This is a genomic window from Megamonas sp., from assembly GCF_986095205.1.
In genome coordinates this window covers 1-21,365 of record NZ_CFQVBI010000050.1, presented here as the reverse complement: position 1 = coordinate 21,365, position 21,365 = coordinate 1, and the positions used below count along the sequence as shown (strand labels likewise).

Here is a 21,365-nt window from a genome sequence, read left to right as displayed (position 1 = left end):
TTAAATTCATTTGAGTATTTAGTCATAAAAAAACTGCACCTCCAAAAGTTGTTTTGTGTCCAACTTTTGGGGTGCAGTTCATAAGCCATACTCTTTTTTATTTTTATAAATAGTTATTGAATGTTATAAATTTATATTAGTATAATAAATTTGATAGAATTTTTATTAAATTTTTTGAGGATTGATTTTATGAGTTATACAGGTTCATTATTTAATTTTATTAACAATTCAACATCATCATTTCATACAGTTTTAAATGCACAATCATATTTGATAAAAAATGGCTTTGAAGAAGTCGATTTTAGTGAAGATTGGCAGTTAAAAGCAGATAAAAAATATTTTACGAAGATATATGATTCAACATTGATTGCATTTATTCCACATCAAAATTTGCGTGAAGGCATGAAAATTGCTGTCAGTCATACAGATTTTCCTTGTTTAAAGATAAAACCTAGTGCTGATATTATGCAAAATGATTATGGCAAATTAAATGTAGAAATTTATGGTGGTATGATTTTAAATACATGGTTTGATAGACCATTATCCATAGCGGGAAAAGTCGTTTTGAAAGGTCAAGATTGTTACCAGCCAGATGTGAGATTTGTAGATTTTAAACGACCATTGATGATTATTCCTAATCTTGCTATTCACATGGATAGAAGTATTAATTCAGGTAAAAGTATAAGTAAACAAAAGGAAATGTTGCCTTTGGCTTTTATGCAAACTGAAAATAATAGTGAAGATGAATTGGTAAATGATAATAGTAAATTAATTAAATTGTTAGCTGAAGAATTATCTTGCGCTCAAGAGGATATTTTAAGCTATGATTTAACTGTATATCAGGTGGAAACTCCATATTATTTAGGTTTTGTAGGTGAATTAGTAACAGCACCTAGATTAGATAATATAACTTCTGTTAAAGCTTGTATCGAAGGAATTATCGCTGATAAGCGTAAGGTAGGTTTAGATATAGCCGTTTTATTTGATAATGAAGAAGTGGGCAGTAGAACAAAACAGGGCGGAGCTTCTAATGTTTTATCAAATGTAATTGAACGCATTTATATGGCATTTGGCTATACTAGACAGGCATTTTTGGCAGATTTAGCAAAGAGCTTTATGTTATCTATAGATGTAGCTCATGCTATGCACCCTAATTATGTAGAGAAAAATGATTTGACTAATAAGCCAATATTAAATAAAGGTTTAGCTATAAAAATGGCAGCTAGTCAATCTTATGCAGGAGATGCTGAAGCTATTGCTATTGTAAGAGCTTTATGTGAAAAATATAAAATAAATTATCAGATGTATGTAAATAATTCAGATATTCCAGGTGGGTCAACTATAGGCTCGATGGCTTCCGCTTTATTGACTATGAGAACATTAGATGTAGGTATTCCTATTTTAGCTATGCATTCAGCACGAGAAACTATGGGGAAAGATGACCAAAAATCTTTAGAAAAATTAGTTAGAGTATTTTTTGAAGGTTTTTATTAAAATATAGAGGTGATATAGATGAAAGTTTTAGTAGTGATGCCATTTAAAAATAAGCATAAAGTATTAATGGCTCAAAATTTTCCTCAAGTAGAATTTATTTATGAACGCAATCCGGGCAAAGAATTAGTGGAAAATGTGGAAGCAATTATTGGCAATGTTAAGCCGAGTCTATTGAAAGATGCTAAAAATTTAAGATGGTTGCAATTAAATAGTGCAGGTACTGATGGATATTGTGAAAAAGGTATTTTGCCAATGCAGACTATATTGACTAATGCTACAGGGGCATATGGTTTAGCTTTATCTGAATATATGCTTGCAGTATTAATGGCTATGCAGAAAAAATTATATAGTTATCACGATAATCAAAAACAATCTCTATGGAAAGATGAAGGCGAAGTAACTTCTATTTTTGAGTCTACTATCTTAGTTGTGGGTTTAGGTGATATAGGAAGTTGTTTTGCTAAACGAGTAAAAGCTCTAGGAGCAAAAGTCATCGGTATTAAGCGTCGCCTTAGTGAAAAACCAGACTATGTGGATGAATTAGTTAGTCTAGATAAACTAAATGAATATTTACCTAAAGTTGATATAGTAGCTACTGTATTGCCAGGAACGAAAGCGACTTATCAGATTTTTGATAAAGAAAAATTCGCTTTGATGAAAAAAGGTGCATTCTTTATTAATGCAGGTCGTGGAAGTGCCGTAGTTGAAGATGATTTAATAGAAGCTTTAAATTCAAATCATTTAGCAGGTGCTGCTATTGATGTAACGCATATAGAGCCATTACCACAAACAAGTGTTTTATGGCAGACAAAAAATCTGCATATTACACCACATACAGCAGGTCAATATCACTTGGCAAAGACCTTAGACAATATAGTGAATATCGCTAAAGATAATTTACAAGCTTTGATAGATGGTAAAGAATTAAAAAATATTGTCGATTTTGAAACTGGATATAAAAAATAAAAATAGCCACTCATTATAGTGATAAATAATGAGTGGCTTTGTTTTTTATATTAAGCTTTCCAAAGGCTGTGAAGATTGCAATAAGCATAAGCTGTAATTACTTCTTCACCATCTAAAAGAGCAAATTGAGCTGTTGGAGGAGTATTTGGTTGTAGTACCTTACGTTGATTGCCTTTATTTGTTTCAAGTGATATCCATTCAATATAATGTTCAGGAATCATAGGATGTTCAACAGAGCCTACAGAAACAGTAACAATATTTCCTTCTTGAGAAATCACAGGAACGTGTTTTTCTACAGCAGCATCAGTAGTACCAGGAATAATTTCTTTCATTTTTTCACCACAGCAGATAACAGGTACGCCTTTATCTTTTACAAAAGCAATGATATTACCGCAGTGTGAACAAATATAAAATTTTTGAGACATAAAAATCCCTCCTCAAATATATAATAACTATATTATAGCATTATATACAGATACAGACCTAGCATTTAATGTATTTTGTTGGTAAATTTTAGGTCTATTTTGTGGCTTGATAAATGCTTTATCATCAAATTCTGTATTGATGATTAACTGCCAAGGCGTATCATGTGGAAGTGATGGTAAATTAATGCGATGATTTTCCCAGTGAGCGTTAATAGCGATATAGATAAAATCATCACGACCATCTTCTGTTTTGCCTGTCAACATAATGCAGACAACACGATTGCCATGAGAAGAGTCAAACTGCCATGGATTAATACCATGTAAGCTTACAGCAGGATAATTTTTAGGTGTACCCTCAGAAGCACGACAGAAAAGAGGGTGCTCTTTTCTAAACGCAATTAGTTGTTTGAAGAATAAGAACATATCATGATTTTCTTGTAATTGGTTCCAATTCAACCATGAAGTTTCATTATCTTGGCAGTAAGCATTATTATTGCCAAATTGAGAATTACAGAATTCATCACCAGCTAAAAGCATAGGAATACCAATGCTACAGAATAAGATTGTTGCAGCATTGCGTACCATTTTTCTACGTAAAGTTAAAATTTCAGGGTCTGTTGTTTCACCTTCAACACCACAGTTCCAACTGATATTATCATTAGCACCATCTGTATTATTCCAACCATTTTCTTCATTGTGTTTTTCATTGTAAGAGAATAAATCCCATAATGTGAAGCCATCATGACAAGTAATGAAGTTGATGGAAGCATAATTACCTCGATTAGAAGGATTGTAAATATCTTCAGAACCAGTGATGCGATTTACTATAGCTTGAGCAAAACCTAAATCACCTTTGAGGAAATGGCGAACATCATCACGATAATGACCATTCCATTCAGACCATTTACCATAAGCAGGGAATGTACCTACTTGATATAATCCACCAGCATCCCATGCTTCAGCAATTAAAATAGTATTATTGAGCAATGGGTCGAAGGTCAATAATTCTAAAAGTGGAGGATTGCTCATAGGAGAACCGTCTTGATTGCGTCCTAAGATGGAAGCTAAGTCAAAACGGAAGCCATCAATATGATATTCAGCTGTCCAATGGCGTAGACAGTTTAAAATCATTTGGCGAACAATTGGATTGTTACAATTTAAAGTATTGCCACAACCACTGAAATTATAATATTCACCATTTGGCCCTAGAATATAATAGGCTTTATTATCAATACCCTTAAAAGATATATATGGGCCACGTTCATCGCCTTCTGCTGTATGATTAAAAACAACATCAAGAATAACTTTTATATTATTTTTATGTAATTCTTTAATTAGATTTTTAAATTCATAGTTTTGCATGGAGTATTTTCCACTAGCAGCATAGCCTGCTTTAGGCGCAAAAAAAGATATTGGATTATAACCCCAATAATTTAAAAGGCGATTACCTTTACTATCATAACGAATGGTATCGTTAATGACATCTTCATTTTCATCAAATTCAAAGATTGGTAAAAATTCAACAGCATTGATACCTAATTCTTTGAGATAAGGAATTTTTTCAATAAATCCAGCATAAGTCCCAGGGTGTTTTACTTTGGAAGATTCATGACGAGTGAAACCACGTAAATGGGTTTCATAAATGATTAAATCACCATGGTCTGTTTTTTGTGGTAAATCAGAGTCTAATTCAAAATCACTGATTACTACTTTGGAACGATATTGGAATATATTATCTTTATCTGGCAATTTACCCCATTCGTTGCGACCAGAGACCATTTTAGCATATGGGTCTAAGATGATTTTGCGACGGTCGTAAATATCGCCAGTAGTTTTATCATATTTTCCATCAATGCGAAAACCATATTCTATATTTTCATAATCTAAATCGAGTACAATCATGGCAAAAACATTGCCAACACGATAATTTTCAGGATATGGAATTATCGCAAAAGGTTTAGGTGCTCTGTCTTTGAATAATACTAATTCACAACTTGTAGCACCGGCTGAATATATGCAAAAATTAACTCCTCCAGGAACAATAGAGGAGCCGTTTAAGCGGAAAAATCCGCGTCTAATTTTAAATTGTTTGAACGTATCAGTAGGCAGAATATCTAATTGCATGATAACACCTCATTAATGTATCAGAGCATATTTTTTTATAGCATCATCAATTGAAGGAGCGAGCTCAATTGTATCTGTTAAACCTGTTAAATCAAATATTTCTGATATTTTATCAATTATGGAAACAAAGATTGCTTTTATATTTAATAATTTAGCTTTGTTGGCAATATTAGAAAGTAAATATAGACCATAATTAGAAATGTAATTACAATCAGACATATCAATTATAATATTGTCACCAGAAGTCATTTTATCTAAATTTTCAATTTTTGCTTGTTGTGCAGTAGATATATCTAATTTACCCTTTATTGCTATAATGTGAAGTTTTTCCTTTTGATTAGTGCGAGTTTCCAATATAGTAAATACCTCCTAATGACTATAAATAAAAATAATATTATAATAAATTTTAGCTATACAAAAATATAAATAATACTACTAATGTATATATATATTAGCTAAATAAGCAATATATTGTAAATTGGAATATAACGATATCTGCCTACTAATATAAAATTTAATATAGTTTTAAATTTAATTATAGCTAGAAATAGGGATTTATATATCTGATAAAATGACTAAAAGCAAATTATATTATGGTATATTTCCTAATATTATTTTATATAAGTTTACATTGTTTTGCAAGTATTAGAGTTTTATTTGTTAGTTTTAGACAATAAAAAATCAATGCAGAAATTAATCTGCATTGATTTTTGTATTATTATTATTTATTTAGTGGTTTTTTTAAGATAGCTAAGAGAATCATAGCAACAACAGCGCCAATAGCTATGGCAGCTAAATACATGAGAGGATTTCCGATTGTTGGAACAACGAAAATACCACCGTGAGGAGCACGAAGAGTACATTCAAAAGCCATAGATAAAGCACCAGCCACAGCAGACCCGATAACACAAGATGGAATTACACGAGCAGGGTCAGCAGCAGCAAATGGAATAGCGCCTTCAGTGATGAAAGATAAGCCCATTACATAGTTTGTAATACCAGATTTTCTTTCAGATTCAGTGAAGCGATTGCCAAAGAATGTAGTACAAAGAGCGATGGCAATTGGAGGAACCATACCACCTGCCATAACAGCAGCCATAACACCAAATTCACCATCAGCTAAAAGAGCAGTACCTGTTACATATGCTGCTTTATTGAATGGGCCACCCATATCAATAGACATCATACCACCAACAACAGCACCAATTAAAATACGGCTACTAGGATCCATACCTTTTAATGTTTCAACAAGCCATGTATTAATAGCACTTACAGGAGGATTGATGATGAAGGTAATAGCAATACCCATCAATAATACGCCAAATAAAGGATAAATTAAGATGGTTTTGATACCTTCAAGAGATTCAGGTAATACTTTGCAAATTTTTCTAAGACCTAAAATAATGTAACCAGCAGCAAAACCTGCGATTAAAGCACCTAAGAAACCAGAACCACCAGTGTTTGCCATAGCACCACCGACGAAACCTGCAACAAGACCAGGACGGTCAGCAATACTCATACCGATAAAACCAGCAAGTACAGGAAGCATAAATCCGAAAGAAACACCGCCAACATTTTTAAAGAAAGCAGCAAGTGGAGTATTAGAACCGAAATTTGATGGATTTGCTGGATCATAAACATCGACTAAGAAGGCAATAGCTATTAAGATACCACCGCCAACAACGAATGGAAGCATATGAGAAACACCATTCATTAAGTGTTTATAAAGTTGACGACCGATACTTTCATTTTCACTAGAAGAAGTGGAAGAACTGTCATCATCGCCAGATCCTTTATAAATAGGAGCATCTTGAGCCATAGCTTTGTCTAAAAGCTCATCAGCTTTATTAATACCATTAGCTACTTTAGTAATGATAACATGTTTACCATTGAAACGAGCCATTGGTACATTTTTATCGGCAGCGACGATAATACATTTTGCATTAGCGATTTCTTCATCAGTTAATACATTTTTTCTACCGCCAGCACCATTTGTTTCAACTTTGATAGAAATATTTTTGCGTTTAGCATGTTGTTCTAAGGATTCAGCTGCCATATAAGTGTGAGCAATACCAGTAGGGCAAGCTGTAACAGCTAATACATCATAACCAGTAGAAGTTTCTTCTTTGGCAGGTGTAGTTTCTGCTTTAGTTTCTTCTTGAGCTGGTGGATTTTCTTTATCATTGATCAATTTTAAGAATTCATCTACAGATTTTGCAGCGATTAAGGATTCTTTAAAATCAGGATCCATTACCATCATAGCGAGTTTACTCAATAATTCTACATGTAAATCGCTTGCAGTATCTGGAGCTGCAATCATGAAGAATAAGCGAGATGGGTTGCCATCTAAAGCTTCAAAATCCATACCATCAGGAATAACCATAGCAGCAAGACCAGCTTCTTTTACAGCAGCACTTTTTGCATGAGGTGTAGCGATGCCATCACCTAATCCAGTGGAACCAGATTCTTCACGAGCTATTACGGCTTTTAAGTATTCTTCTTTGTTATTGAGGTTACCGCTTTTTTCCATTAAATCAGCTAAGATTTCAATAGCTTCAGTTTTGGATTTTGGCGGAGCAACATTTAATTGAATACTAACTGGTTTTAATAAGTCGGTAATTTTCATTTAATATATCTCCTTAATATTATTAACTTTTATGAAGTTAGTTATTTAAAGTTTTTAATAAGGCTTCAACTTCACTGCGAGTTGCTAAATTTTCAGAGAAAGCAGAAGCAGAACCAGTAGCAACTCCCATATAGAAAGCTTTTTCATAGCTATTTGTTTCAATATAGCCTGTTAAGAAACCAGCAACCATGGAATCACCAGCACCGATGGAGTTTACTAATTTTCCTTTAGGAACAGGGCTATATGTTATGGAACCGTCTTCAGCTACTAAGATAGCACCATCTTTACCCATAGAAACTAATACATTTTTCGCTCCCATATCTTGGAGTTTTTTAGCATAAGTGATGATGTCATCATTGCAAGTTAAAGTAACATTAAACATTTCAGCTAATTCATGGTTGTTAGGTTTAATTAAGAATGGACGATATTTTAAAACATTAAGTAAGAGATTTTTAGTAGCATCAACAACGATATTGATATTGCGATTTTCTAAACGAGCCATGATTTTTTCATAGATATCATCTGGCAAAGTTTTAGGAATACTACCAGCTAAAACTAAAGTATCACCAGCAGTTAATTTATCTAATTTAGCAAATAATTCTTCAATAGCATTTGCTGGAATATCAGGGCCTTGACCATTGACTTCAGTTTCTTCGTCATTTGTTTTAATTTTTACATTTATACGAGAAAAGCCATTTGGTAATTCAATGAAATCACTTTTGCAACCAAAGCTATGAAGCTGGCGAATGATTTCTTTTCCAGTGAAACCGGAAACAAAGCCTAAAGCTGTACTATCAATACCAAGATTTTTCAATACGATAGAAACGTTTATACCTTTTCCGCCACCTAAAACTTGTTCATAGTTTACACGGTTAGTAGCTCCAGGAACGAATTCTGGCATACGAACAATGTAATCGATAGCAGGATTAAATGTTACAGTATAAATCATTTACAACACCTCCATAATATTTGTATAATCAAGATATTTTTTATCCTTTAAGATGTCAGTAATAATGATGGCATCTTCTAAGTTAGCAAAAGTTATAGGTGTTATTTGGTCAAATTTAGTGGAATCAGCTAAAACATAAGCTTTTTGGCAGTGTTTTAAGGCTGTTTTTTTCACACAAGCTTCAACACTATCAGGAGTAGAAAAACCTGCCTGAAGGCTAATGCCATTTGTGCCAAAGAAGCCTTTAGTAAAATTATAAGGTTGAAGATTTTCAATAGATGTTGTGCCGATGATAGCTCCAGTGGATTTTTTTAATTGACCGCCGATGATGAAAGCTTTAAAACCTTTATCAGTTAATTTTTGAGCATGAATAATGCCGTTTGTTATATAGGTTGCTTTTTTTTCAGTTAAATGGTCAATGATTAATTCTGTAGTAGTACCAGCATCAATATAAATTAAATCATGAGGTTTTACTAAACTAGCAGCTTTTTTGGCGATTAAGTTCTTTTCTGTAATTTGTAAATCATGTTTAGTGTGAATGTCTTTTTCATCAGCTGTATAAAAATCAATGCTAGTTGCTCCGCCATAGACTTTACGGAGTTTTCCAGCTTTATCTAGTGCTGTTAAATCGCGACGAATAGTAGATTCAGATGTATTTAATAAAGTAGTTAATTCTACTAAAGTAACGCTAGATTTAGTTTTTAGTAAATTCAAAATAGCACAATGACGATCTTGTGTTAACATAAGCTCACCTCATTTCAATATTATTATATCATTCAAAGTCGTTCAAAGTCAATCACAAAATGATTGAAAATTAGTAAAAAAAATCAAAGTCAGTCATTTAAATTATGATTATCTCTGTCATAAATATTTTTTCATAGAGAATATATATATAAATATGATATGATTAAAATAAAAAAGGAGGTTACATATTGAATACTAAAAAAAGTAAATTGAGCCAGTATGTAAAAAAATATATTTATATTTTTATTGGTTCTATAATCACAGCGGTAGGGTTAGAAATATTTTTAATTCCTAATAATATAATTGATGGTGGTGTAGTAGGTATTTCTATTATGCTCAGTGCCATAACAGGACTTCCTTTTGGTGCCTTTTTGATTTTGATAAATTTACCTTTTTTATATTTAGGATATAAACATATAGGTAAAGCTTTTGCTATAGCGACTACTTTTGCTGTAATATCATTGTCATTTTGGTCTAGCGTATTTTTACCTGTATTGCCTGTAACTAATGATTATTTTTTAGCAGCAGTTTTTGGTGGTATTATTACAGGAACAGGTGTAGGTATTATAATTCGCAATGGTGGTTCTTTGGATGGAACAGAAATTGTGGCAATTTTGACGGATAAGAAAACAGTTTTTTCTGTTGGCGAAATCGTCATGTTTATAAATCTATTTATTTTAAGTAGTGCAAGTTTAGTTTTTGGCTGGGATAAAGCTATGTATTCATTAGTAGCTTATTTTGTCATAGCTAAAATGATTGATGTTGTTTTAAAAGGTTTAGAAGAAACTTATTCTGTGATGATAGTCACTTCACAACATACAGATATTTTAAATCGTTTGATGTTAGAAATGGATAAAGGTGTAACTGTACTTCATGGAGAAGGTGGGTATACGAAAGAAAAACGAAAAATTTTATATTGTGTAGTAACTAGATTAGAGATAGATAAACTAAAAAATATGGTTTTAGATATAGATGAAGGTGCGTTTGTAACTATTAATCCTGTTAGTGATATTGTAGGTGGAAGATTGAGAGTAAAGAAAAATCATTAAGTAATGTATTAAATGTATAATTACATAAATAATTTGTAACTTTTTAAAATGCTTGACGATATAATAACTAGAGAACTATAATACAAGGTATAAGAAAACTTTATATAATTCAATAAAATAATAAAAATAATATATAAAAATATAGCTACAAATTATGTGTTTTTTGCATTTACATATATTATAAAAATCTAATTAGGGAATAAATAATATTCTTATTATTTTATATAAATATTGGGTCTAATATGATATTTTTCATTCATACCTTAGTCAGGAAAAATGAGTGGGTCTAGTATTTAATTTATTTAGGAGGGGTACTGTGGAAAAGTATAATTCTATTTGGGACATGTACCAAAAAAAAGGAATGAGTCGTCGTTCCTTCATCAAAGCTTGTACAGCAATGGCTGCTATGCTTGGCATAGCTCCAAGTATGTTATCTGAAGTTGTAGAAGCAGCAGAAAAAAGATTACCAGTTGTGGTATGGCTTCATGGTCATGAATGTACAGGCTGTAGTGAAGCCTTCATTCGTTCTGGAGCACCAATGGCATCTGACGTAGTGTTAAATATGATTGCTTTAGAGTATGACGATACTTTAGCAGCTGCCAGCGGACAACCATTTGAAGAACATCTTCAAGAAATTATTAAAGCATATGATGGTCAATATATTTTGGCTGTAGAAGGAGCAGTACCTGCTCTTGCAGATTCTGGCTATTGTATGGTAGGTGGTCATGCTTTCATTAATCAGTTAAAAGAAGCAGCAGCTCATTGTGCTGCAATTATTAATTATGGTTCTTGCTCTGCATGGGGCGGTATTCAAGCTGCTAGACCAAATCCTACACAATCTACTGGCGTACCTAATATTATTGGTGATAAACCTATTATCAATGTACCAGGTTGCCCACCAATTCCAGAAGTAATGACTGGTGTTATCGCTCATTATGCTATGTTTGGTAAATTACCACCTGTAGATAATGAAGGACGTCCAAAACAATTCTTTGGTAATCGTTTGCATGATACTTGCTATCGTCGTCCATTCTTTGATGCTGGTCTTTTTGCTGAAGATTTCAATGATAAAGGTGCTAAAGCAGGTTGGTGCTTATATAAATTAGGTTGCCGTGGACCTGAAACTTATAGCTCTTGTGGTAACCTTCGTTGGTGGAATGGTTTATCTTATCCTGTACAATCTGGGGCAAGTTGCATCGGTTGTACAAACAAAAACTTCTGGGATGAAGATCCATTATATGAACGTATACCAGATGTTCCAGGTATTAGTAGCCTAGGTCTTGGTAATATTGATACAGTTGGTGGTATTGCACTTGGTGCTATGGCTGTCGGTATCGCAGGACATGCAGCTACATCTGCTATTCAGAAAAAGAAAAGAGATGCAGCTGAAGCTAAAAAAAGCTCTGAAAGAAAGGACGGTTGATAAATAATGGCACATATAGTAGTAGACCCAATAACACGTATTGAAGGGCATTTACGTGTAGAAATTGAAGTGGAAGGCAATAAAGTAACAGATGCTATTTCTAGCGGAACAGCTTGGAGAGGTCTTGAAGTAATTGCTAAAAATCGTGACCCTCGCGATTTATGGGCATATATTCAACGTATTTGTGGCGTATGTACTAGTTCTCATTCTTTGGGCTGTGTTCGTGCAGTAGAAGATGCACTCGGCATTAAAATTCCTAAAAATGCAAACTATATCCGTAATATAATGGCTGCAACACTTACTGTTCATGACCATTTAGTACATTTTTATCATTTACATGCATTAGATTGGGTTAGCCCACTTGAAGCATTAAAAGCAGACCCAACAGCAACTGCTAATTTACAAAATGCAGTGCTTGCAAATTATAAATTACCATTTAATGGTCCAATGGAATATGATTTTTCTGCATATCCAAAAGATTTCCCAAAAGCAACACCAGCATATTTCCAAGCAATTAAAGATAAAGTTCAAGCTTTAGTCAGCGGTGGACAGCTTGGAATTTTTGCTGCAAACTGGTGGGATCATCCAGATTATCAAATTCTTCCTCCAGAAGTACATTTAATGGCTATTGCTCATTATTTAAATATGCTCGATAAACAACGTGAAGTAGTTATTCCTCATGTTATTTTTGGTGGTAAAAATCCACATCCTCATTATGTTGTTGGTGGTATGCCATGCGCTATTTCTATGGACGAAATGAATGCTCCTGTTAATAGCCAGCGTTTAGCTGCTGTAGATACTTCCATCAATTTAAGCATGGATTTAGTAAATAATTTCTATTTACCTGATTTATTAGCTATTGGTCATATTTATGCTCAGAAAGGTTTAATCACTGGCGGTGCTGGTCTTGCTAAAGAACGTGTATTAGGATTTGGCTCCTTCCCAGAAGAACCATTTGCAGGTACAGCTAATGGTGGAGATTGGTTCAATCAAATCATGATTCACTGCAATGCTGTAGTTGAAAACTTTGGTGCTGGCGTTATGAACGCAAAAGTTACTGAAGTTACAGCTGATGACTTAAAAGATCCAGAAGTATTAACAGAAACTACAACTCATGCATGGTATAAAGATGGAGATGCTCTTCATCCATGGGATGGTAAATCTGAAGCTGAATACACTGGTGATAAAAACGGTAATAAGAGCCATTGGGAACAGCTTAATGAAAAAGGCAAATATTCATGGATTAAAACACCATTATGGCGTGGCAAAATGGCAGAAGTTGGACCTCTTGCTCGTTATATTATTATTTATACAAAAGTTAAACAAAATCTTCTCCAACCAAATTGGGCAGAAAAGATGATGGTAGATCAAGTAGATGCTATTTCTAAATTATTAAATGTAGCACCAGAAGTATGGTTACCATCTACACTTGGACGTACAATTACTCGTGGTTTAGATGCACAGCTTAATGCTTGCATGAATAAATATTTCTTCGGAAAACTCATTAAAAATATTGCTAATGGTGATACAGATACAGCTAATACTACTAAATGGGATCCATCTACATGGCCAACTGAAGAAGTAAAAGGTGTAGGTCTTTATGAAGCTCCTCGTGGTGCACTTAGCCATTGGGTTGCAATTAAAGATAAAAAATGTAGCAACTATCAAGCAGTAGTACCAACTACATGGAATGCTTGTCCTCGTGATGAAGTGGCAGGTCAAGGTGCTTTTGAACGCGCTATGATGGATACTGCTGTTAAAATTCCAGAAAAACCATTAGAAATTGTCAAAGCTATACGTTCTTTTGACCCATGTATAGCTTGTGCTACTCACTTATATGATGCGAAGGGAAGAACAATAAGTACAGTTAATACTGACCCTTATATTAGGGGTGGTTTAAATGGCTAAGTTAGTTCATCCAAAGGGACAATTAAAGAAATATTATATTTTTAGTCCATTTTTAAGAATATTTCATTGGATTATGGTTTGGTGTATTGCTGGATTATTTATTACAGGATTGTTGATTATGGACCCTATTTCTGGTGGCCCAGGTCATGAACCAACTTTTGCAGATTGGCGTTTATCTGTAGATTTAATCCGTAATATTCACTTCTTATTAGGCTTTATTTTTACAGCTTCATTTACTTTGCGTATTTATGGCTGGATTATCAATCGTGGTGACCGTTTGTTACCTAAATTCTGGACTACTAAATACATGGAAGAAACTGTAGAAGTAGCACTTCACTACAGCCTATTAAAATATTCTCATAAACCATATTTACGTAATCCTTTGGCTCGTGGCTCATATTTAGCATTATATGTTATGGTTTTGGTAGAAATCGTAACAGGTTTTGCTATGTACTATATGCCTAATTCAACAGGTGTACCAGCTTCTATTTTTGGTTGGTCAATCGGTATGTATGGTGAAATGATTTTCCATTGGGTTCATCATTATTTTGCTTGGTTCATTATGTTCTTTGCTATGGGTCATGTATATATGGTATTCAGAGCAGACTTAATGGAACGTGAAGGCGAAGCTGCTAGTATGTTCTCTGGTACAAAAACTTTAGCACATATTCCATCTGATATTGATGACCTCAAAGATAAAAAAGGACATATTGCAGAAGATTAAGGAGATGTAATTTTCATGTGTCTTACTTGTGGTTGCCTTTTTGGTGGAAAAGGTAATAAATTAAGATTTAAAGTTGAAGGATATACAAAGGAAAATGCTAAAGAACTTAAAGAAAGTTTATTAGGATTACCTGGAGTATATAACGTTCATATTCATGCGCATAACGGTGAAACAACGATTAATTATAATCCTGCTAAAACACCGCTAACACAGTTGACTGCTGAGTTTACTCAGCGTGGGTTAACTGCTCTGTTATAAGGAGATAAAAACAGTCGGGTTTTTACCCGACTGTTTTATTATTTTAGATTATGCATGAAATGGCATTAGCAGAAGGCATTTTAGATATTGTGCTTTCTTATGCAGATAAAAATGAAGCGAAAAAAGTAACAGAAATTTCTGTTTTAGTTGGCGAAATGACAGGTGTTGTAGATGAGTCTTTAGAATTTTGTTTTACTTCTATAGCTAAAGACACGAAAGCTGAAGGAGCAAAATTGATTTTAAAGAGAATACCACTTGTAGCAAGATGTTTAGAATGTGGTAAGGAAACTAAAATAGAAAGATATAACTTTACTTGTCCTCATTGTGGTTCTTTGCGCATGGAAACTATATCGGGACGAGAGCTTCGAGTAGAATCATTGGAGGCGGATTGAATGGATATTCCTGTAATGCAAGATATTCTTGGCAGAAATGATGAAATTGCTGGCAAGAATAAATCTTTATTTGATAAACATGGTATTTTAGCTATTAATTTATTGGGTTCTCCTGGTTCAGGTAAAACAACTTTATTAGAACGAACTATCGCTCACTTAAAAGATGATTTACGCTTAGCTGTTATTGAAGGTGATTTATTTACCGATAAAGATACTGATAGAATAGCACAGCATAATGTGCCAGTAATCCAGATTAATACAAATGGTGGTTGTCATTTGGATGCGCCAATGGTAGAAGAAGTACTTGGCGATTTAGACCTTGATAAATTAGATGTTGTAATCATTGAAAATGTGGGTAATCTCGTTTGTCCAGCAGAATTTGTCGTTGGTGAAGATATGAAGGTTACTGTTTTAAGTATTACTGAAGGCGATGATAAACCATTAAAATATCCGATTATTTTCAAAGAGTCTAAAGTTGCTATTTTAAACAAAGTAGATATTTTACCATTTACTAATTTTGATATGGAAGCTGCGAAACATGATTTAAAATGTATTCATCCACAGCTTGAAATTATGGAAACAGCTGCTTCTAAAGATATAGGTGTAGATAAATGGTGTGATTTTATCCGCAGTGAATTTAAGAAAAAACAAGAACAGTTAAAATTAGGAGAATAATTATGGCAGATATTTCAGTTGTAGGTATTGGCAATATCATCATGCAAGATGAAGGTTTTGGTGTTAGATGTGCAGAATATTTGCAGAAAATCACTGACTATCCTGATTTTGTACAAATTATTGATGGTGGTACTTTAGGTATGGATTTAATGCCATATATTGCAGGTACTAAAAAATTATTATTGATTGATGCAATGAACATTGATGCGCCTGTAGGTAGTTTTCATAGTTTTACAGGTGATGAATTAAATGCATATTTTAAAGATAAAATATCTGTACATGATTTAGGCGTTAATGATATGTTAGCTGTTTTGAAATTGACAGATAATCCTATTGAAGAAGTCGTTGTAATGGGTGTAAAACCAGAGGTTGTTTCTATGGGATTGGATATGACAGAAAAAATAGCTGAAAAAGTACCAGAAGTAGCTCAAAAGGCTAAGGAGCTAGTTGATAAATGGGTAGCAGAGTATCAGAAATAAAAAGATATCAGATACGTGTAGAAGGTATTGTACAAGGTGTAGGTTTTAGACCGTTTATATATGGTTTAGCTATAAAGTCTTGTTATAGCGGTTATGTATTAAATGATGTAGAAGGCGTTTTGCTGGAAATTCAGGGACGAGATATAGATATAGAAAATTTTTGTCAATGTATAAAGACAAAAGCGCCTAAAGCATCATATATAACAAATATCAGCTATCATGAGATTGATGTAATTTGTGATGATAAAGAGTTTATAATTCAAAAAAGCCCACAAGGTTTGACGAAAGAAACGTTGATTTCTCCAGATTTAGCTATTTGCGAAGATTGTAAACGAGAAATAAAAGATAAAAATAATAGAAGATATCAATATGCTTTTACGAATTGCACAAATTGTGGGCCACGTTTTTCCATAGTGCAAGACATTCCTTATGACCGCCAAAATACTACAATGAAAGTATTCCCTATGTGTAAAAAATGCGAAGATGAATATACTAATCCATTAGATAGACGATTTCATGCTCAACCAAATGCTTGTGATATTTGCGGACCACAGTATAAATTAGTAGCTGATAAAGTATATACAGCTAATGAAAGTATAAAAAAAGCACATGAATTAATCAAAAAAGGTGCTGTTGTCGCTGTAAAGGGGATAGGCGGATATCATTTAGTCTGTGATGCTTTTAATGAAGAAGCTGTAGCTAATTTGCGACAGCGAAAAATTCGCGAGGATAAACCTTTTGCAGTGATGGCTACTAATCTTGATATAGTAAAAAAAATCTGTGAAGTGAATGATAAAGAAGAAGAATTATTGACTTCTATGCAAGCACCGATTGTTTTATTGCATAAAGCAAAAGCTTATAACTTAGCTTCAAAGGTAGCACCTCATAATGCTTATTTAGGTGTGATGATAGCATATGCACCAATTCATTATTTATTATTAAACGATGATGATGTATTTGTAATGACGAGTGCTAATTTAAGTGATGAGCCGATTGTTTATCAAGATGAAGAAGCTAAATCGCACTTATCAACAATAGCGGATTATATACTTTCACATAATAGAATTATTCAAACGCGTGTAGATGATTCTGTAGTGCGAGTGTTTAATGATAAACAGATGTTAATACGCAGAAGTAGAGGATATGCTCCTTCTCCAGTATTATTAAAAGGCGATTTGATAAGTGATATTCCTGTATTAGCCTGTGGCCCAGAATTAAAAAATACTTTTTGTATGACGAAAGGGCAAAAAGCTTTTTTGAGTCAGCATATAGGTGATTTAGAAAATATGGCAGTCAATAACGCTTATAAAAATAGTATTGATTTATTTAAGCGTCTATTTACTATTGAACCAAAGCTTATTGCTTGTGATATGCACCCTGAGTATTTTTCGACAAAATTTGCCAAAAGCTATGCTCAAGATAATGATTTACCATTAGTACAGGTACAACATCATCATGCACATATTGCCTCAGTCATGGCAGAGCATGATTTGAAAGGTGATGTAATCGGTGTTAGCCTAGATGGTACAGGTTTTGGCGATGATGGTTGTATTTGGGGCGGAGAATTTTTTATAGCCAATTTATCTGGATATGAACGCAGAGGACATTTTCAATATATGCCATTGCCATCTGGAGCCAAAGCGGTAAAAGAACCATGGCGATTGGGTTTATGGATAGCGTATAATCTGTATGGTGAAGATATCAAGGACAAATATCCTGAATTATTAAAGGTGAATTGGCAATTATTGATAAAAGCTACACAAAAAGGATTTAATGCGCCACTTACTTCTAGTGCTGGCAGAATTTTTGATACTGTAGCTAGTTTGCTAGGTATTTGTTATCAGATAAATTATGAAGGACAAGCAGCTATTGAATTGGAAAAAATAGCTTATGATAGCGATGGCGAAGTTTTGCCATTTACGATAAATAAAGAATTAGGTCAATATATCATAGATTTTATGCCTATGTATCAGCTTTTATATGATTTAAAACAGAAATATTCTGTAGCATATATAGCGAAATCTTTCCATTTGACTATGGCAAAAGCTATTTGTGAAATGATAGATTTATTGGGCAAGGAAAGTAATTTAAATAAAGTAGTATTAAGTGGTGGTGTATGTCAAAATATCACCTTGTTGGATTTAATCTACAAAGAATTACAAGATAGATATGATATTTATATCAATGAGAAAGTACCGTCTAATGATGGCGGTATAGCTTTAGGTCAAATGGCAGTGGCTTTGACTCGTTATTTACAAGAAAATGATATTGAAATAGTGAAATAGATAGGAAGGGTTTTTATGTGTTTAGCGGTACCTGCAAAAGTTATTGAAAAAAAAGACATGGTGGCGACTGTAGAAGTAGAAGGTATTCGCCGTGATATTAGCTTGATGTTATTACCAGAGGCTAATGAAGGAGATTATATTTTGATGCATGCTGGTTTTGCCATTCAAGTAATTGATGAAGAAGAAGCGAAAATCACTACTGAATTATTGAAAGAGGTGCTTGGAACTAATGAGCCAGCAAGTGAACGAAACGAAACAGATAGCAGCATTCTTGCTTAAAGAAATAGATAGATTAATAGATAGACCAGTGCGTATTATGGAAGTATGTGGTACACATACAGTATCTATTTTCCGTGCAGGAATTCGCCAATTATTGCCAGAAAAAGTAGAGCTAGTAAGTGGTCCTGGTTGCCCTGTATGCGTTACACCAAATGATTATTTAGATACAGCGATTGCATATGCTCGTCAAGAAGATGTTATTATCACTACTTTTGGCGATATGTTAAAGGTGCCAGGTACATCATCTAGTTTAAATCAGGTAAAAGCAGAAGGTAGAGATATAAGAATTATTTACTCTCCTATGGATAGTTTGCAAATAGCAAAAGATAATCCTGATAAAAAAGTTATTTTTCTTGCTGTTGGTTTTGAAACAACTTCTCCTACAGCAGCAGCTACAATACTTGCAGCAAAACAGCAAAATATAAAAAACTTTTTTGTATTAACAGCACATAAATTGACTCCGCCAGCAATTGAAGCGTTGCTTTGCGATGAAAAAATAAAAATAGATGGCTTTTTACTTCCTGGTCATGTTTGTGTAATCACAGGTGAAGAGTCTTTTACATTTATTGCTCAAAAATATCATTTGCCAGCAGTTGTAGCAGGTTTTGAGCCACTTGATATTTTGCAGGCTATTTATATGATTGCAAAACAAATTCATGCAAAAGATTTTAAAATCGAAAATCAATATAAGCGTGTGGTAAAAACATTAGGTAATATGCAAGCGCAAAAAATCCTGGATTTAGTATATAAAAAAGCACCTGCTAATTGGCGTGGCTTGGGTGTAATCGAAAATTCAGGATTGGATTTAACAGATGCTTTCAGTGAATTTGATGCTTTGAAGATGATACCAGTGAATAAGGAAATATCCAAAGAACCTGCTGGTTGTCGTTGTGGTGAAGTGCTTCGTGGTTTAGTAAAACCTACAGATTGCCCTCTTTTTGGCAAGGTATGTACACCAAATCATGCAGTCGGTTCATGTATGGTTTCTGTTGAAGGAACTTGTGCTGCTTGGTATAAATATGGTTCAAGAGTATTTCATTTTGAATAAGTTTAAAAATTTTGGTGGTGATAATATTGGCAGGTAATTTTGGTGCAAATGACGTAATTACTATGGCACATGGCAGTGGTGGTCAAGCAGGTCATGAGCTTATGGAAAAAATTTTATTGCCAGCATTTGATAATCCTATATTAAGGGAAATGCACGATGGTGCTAAATTAGATTTAAGTACAAATAAAATAGCATTTACTACTGATTCATATGTAGTGAAACCTTTGTTTTTTGCTGGCGGTAATATTGGTAAATTGGCTGTTTGTGGTACTGTAAATGATTTAGCTATGACAGGAGCTATTGCTAAATATATTTCTGTAGGCATGATAATTGAGGAAGGTTTTCCGTTAAAAGATTTACAAGAAATAGTAAATACTATGCGCAAAGCTGCTGATGAAGCTGGCGTTTATATCGTTACAGGTGATACTAAAGTAGTGAATAAAGGCTGTGCTGATGGTATTTTTATCAATACTGCTGGTGTGGGAGAACGCATAGAAGGCGTGGAAATATCTCCATTGAAAGCGAAAGCAGGTCAAAATATAATTGTCAGTGGCTATTTGGGAGACCATTCAGCAACAATTATGGCATCTCGTCATAATTTAGAATTGCCAAGCGTGATAAAAACAGATTGTGCACCGCTTAATCATATGGTGAAAGAAATGCTCACAGTAGCGCCAAATATCGCTGTACTTCGTGATCCAACTCGTGGTGGTGTAGCAGCTGTTTTAAATGAAATAGCACAGCAAGCTCAAGTGGGAATTTTATTAGAAGAAGATAGTATTCCAGTGCGTGAAGAAGTACAAGGTTTTTGCGATATTTTAGGATTTGACCCACTTTATTTGGCAAATGAAGGTAAATTAGTAGCTTTTGTAGACCAAGAAGATACAGAAAATGTATTATCTACAATGCATAAATTTGAATATGGTAAAAATGCTAGAGTGATTGGCAAAGTCATTGATAAAGCTATTGGCGAGGTTGGACTTCGCACAGCTATAGGTGGTATACGTATTGTAGATATGCCACAAGGTGAACAAATTCCACGTATTTGTTAATTTTTATCATAAAAATATTATTTATGGTTGACAAAAGGCTTATTGGCTTTTATAATATTATAAGTCAATAAGATATAGGGGTATCGCCAAGTTGGTAAGGCACGGGTTTCTGAATCCCGCATGCGTTGGTTCGAGTCCAGCTACCCCTGCCATTTGAAATTACACGTCGCTTTTAAAGCGGCGTTTTTTTGTATTTAAAAACGGAAAAGGAAGAATAACGGTGAATTCATTTAAATATATACTGTTTGATTTGGACGGAACACTGATTGATTCCGGTGCAGGTATTATAAAAGGTGTTAAATATGCTTTGCAAAAATACGGTATTAAGGAAGAAAATGAAGTTCTGCTCAAAACTTTTATCGGACCGCCGCTCAATCGGCAATTTACCAAATGCGAGCGTAAAGCCCCTAAATTTATTTATGGGGATATAAGCTCGCTAAAAAACAATGATTCGATATCATTGTT

General features: G+C 33.7%; 21 protein-coding genes and 1 tRNA gene. 16 read left to right on the top strand and 6 right to left on the bottom strand.

Going from position 1 to position 21,365, the window contains the following annotated elements:
• Window positions 1–189: 189 nt before the first annotated feature.
• Window positions 190–1,494: a M18 family aminopeptidase gene (locus AC5LAX_RS07020; protein WP_288909413.1), complete on the top strand. Its 1,305-nt coding sequence runs from the start codon at window positions 190–192 to the stop codon at window positions 1,492–1,494.
• A gap of 18 nt (window positions 1,495–1,512) precedes the next feature.
• Complete coding sequence (locus tag AC5LAX_RS07015) at window positions 1,513–2,460, top strand: D-2-hydroxyacid dehydrogenase (protein WP_288909412.1); 948 nt, start codon at window positions 1,513–1,515, stop codon at window positions 2,458–2,460.
• A 50-nt stretch (window positions 2,461–2,510) separates the two neighbouring features.
• On the opposite strand, the gene AC5LAX_RS07010 is transcribed toward AC5LAX_RS07015, so the two are convergent.
• The 6 genes from AC5LAX_RS07010 to AC5LAX_RS06985 all read right to left on the bottom strand — a co-directional run bounded on the left by AC5LAX_RS07010 (window position 2,511) and on the right by AC5LAX_RS06985 (window position 9,328).
• Complete coding sequence (locus tag AC5LAX_RS07010; protein ID WP_008539141.1) at window positions 2,511–2,885, bottom strand: desulfoferrodoxin family protein; 375 nt, start codon at window positions 2,883–2,885, stop codon at window positions 2,511–2,513.
• Window positions 2,886–2,912: 27 nt separating this feature from the next.
• Entirely contained in the window at window positions 2,913–5,009 is a 2,097-nt protein-coding gene (locus AC5LAX_RS07005) for a glycogen debranching protein (protein ID WP_115150803.1), read from the bottom strand.
• Between the two features lie 12 nt (window positions 5,010–5,021).
• Complete coding sequence (locus AC5LAX_RS07000) at window positions 5,022–5,363, bottom strand: STAS domain-containing protein (RefSeq protein WP_288909411.1); 342 nt, start codon at window positions 5,361–5,363, stop codon at window positions 5,022–5,024.
• 367 nt (window positions 5,364–5,730) lie between these two features.
• A complete protein-coding gene (locus AC5LAX_RS06995; protein WP_288909409.1) occupies window positions 5,731–7,635 on the bottom strand; it encodes a PTS fructose transporter subunit IIABC in 1,905 nt (634 codons plus the stop codon).
• A 37-nt stretch (window positions 7,636–7,672) separates the two neighbouring features.
• Entirely contained in the window at window positions 7,673–8,584 is a 912-nt protein-coding gene (pfkB, locus tag AC5LAX_RS06990) for a 1-phosphofructokinase (protein WP_117585416.1), read from the bottom strand.
• A complete protein-coding gene (locus tag AC5LAX_RS06985) occupies window positions 8,585–9,328 on the bottom strand; it encodes a DeoR/GlpR family DNA-binding transcription regulator (RefSeq protein ID WP_117585417.1) in 744 nt (247 codons plus the stop codon). It abuts the gene before it with no gap.
• Between the two features lie 188 nt (window positions 9,329–9,516).
• Between AC5LAX_RS06985 and AC5LAX_RS06980 the strand changes: the two genes are divergently transcribed.
• From AC5LAX_RS06980 to AC5LAX_RS06915, 14 genes are all read left to right on the top strand, one after another.
• Complete coding sequence (locus tag AC5LAX_RS06980) at window positions 9,517–10,377, top strand: YitT family protein (RefSeq protein ID WP_115150805.1); 861 nt, start codon at window positions 9,517–9,519, stop codon at window positions 10,375–10,377.
• 316 nt (window positions 10,378–10,693) lie between these two features.
• Entirely contained in the window at window positions 10,694–11,800 is a 1,107-nt protein-coding gene (locus AC5LAX_RS06975; RefSeq protein WP_008539132.1) for a hydrogenase small subunit, read from the top strand.
• A 6-nt stretch (window positions 11,801–11,806) separates the two neighbouring features.
• A complete protein-coding gene (locus AC5LAX_RS06970; RefSeq protein ID WP_008539131.1) occupies window positions 11,807–13,708 on the top strand; it encodes a nickel-dependent hydrogenase large subunit in 1,902 nt (633 codons plus the stop codon).
• Window positions 13,701–14,432 (top strand): Ni/Fe-hydrogenase, b-type cytochrome subunit, encoded by a 732-nt coding sequence (gene cybH, locus AC5LAX_RS06965; RefSeq protein ID WP_018999260.1) that lies wholly within the window; start codon window positions 13,701–13,703, stop codon window positions 14,430–14,432. The genes AC5LAX_RS06970 and cybH overlap by 8 nt, the downstream gene beginning before the upstream one ends.
• 15 nt (window positions 14,433–14,447) lie before the next feature.
• A complete protein-coding gene (locus tag AC5LAX_RS06960; RefSeq protein ID WP_008539128.1) occupies window positions 14,448–14,690 on the top strand; it encodes a cation transporter in 243 nt (80 codons plus the stop codon).
• Window positions 14,691–14,740: 50 nt separating this feature from the next.
• Window positions 14,741–15,082, top strand: coding sequence for a hydrogenase maturation nickel metallochaperone HypA (gene hypA, locus AC5LAX_RS06955; RefSeq protein WP_008539125.1), 342 nt, complete (start codon window positions 14,741–14,743; stop codon window positions 15,080–15,082).
• Window positions 15,083–15,757, top strand: a complete 675-nt coding sequence (gene hypB, locus AC5LAX_RS06950) for a hydrogenase nickel incorporation protein HypB (protein ID WP_288909408.1) — start codon at window positions 15,083–15,085, stop codon at window positions 15,755–15,757.
• 2 nt (window positions 15,758–15,759) lie between these two features.
• A complete protein-coding gene (locus AC5LAX_RS06945) occupies window positions 15,760–16,236 on the top strand; it encodes a HyaD/HybD family hydrogenase maturation endopeptidase (RefSeq protein ID WP_008539123.1) in 477 nt (158 codons plus the stop codon).
• Window positions 16,212–18,521 (top strand): carbamoyltransferase HypF, encoded by a 2,310-nt coding sequence (hypF, locus tag AC5LAX_RS06940; protein ID WP_117976166.1) that lies wholly within the window; start codon window positions 16,212–16,214, stop codon window positions 18,519–18,521. The genes AC5LAX_RS06945 and hypF overlap by 25 nt, the downstream gene beginning before the upstream one ends.
• 15 nt (window positions 18,522–18,536) lie before the next feature.
• A complete protein-coding gene (locus AC5LAX_RS06935) occupies window positions 18,537–18,800 on the top strand; it encodes a HypC/HybG/HupF family hydrogenase formation chaperone (protein WP_008539121.1) in 264 nt (87 codons plus the stop codon).
• Window positions 18,751–19,848 (top strand): hydrogenase formation protein HypD, encoded by a 1,098-nt coding sequence (gene hypD, locus AC5LAX_RS06930; RefSeq protein ID WP_288909407.1) that lies wholly within the window; start codon window positions 18,751–18,753, stop codon window positions 19,846–19,848. Before AC5LAX_RS06935 ends, hypD begins: the two co-directional genes overlap by 50 nt.
• Window positions 19,849–19,910: 62 nt before the next feature.
• Window positions 19,911–20,900: a hydrogenase expression/formation protein HypE gene (hypE, locus tag AC5LAX_RS06925; protein ID WP_117585420.1), complete on the top strand. Its 990-nt coding sequence runs from the start codon at window positions 19,911–19,913 to the stop codon at window positions 20,898–20,900.
• A 76-nt stretch (window positions 20,901–20,976) separates the two neighbouring features.
• Window positions 20,977–21,052 (top strand) — tRNA-Gln (locus AC5LAX_RS06920).
• Between the two features lie 68 nt (window positions 21,053–21,120).
• A partial coding sequence (locus tag AC5LAX_RS06915; RefSeq protein WP_493263815.1) for an HAD hydrolase-like protein occupies window positions 21,121–21,365 on the top strand: 245 nt, incomplete at its 3' end.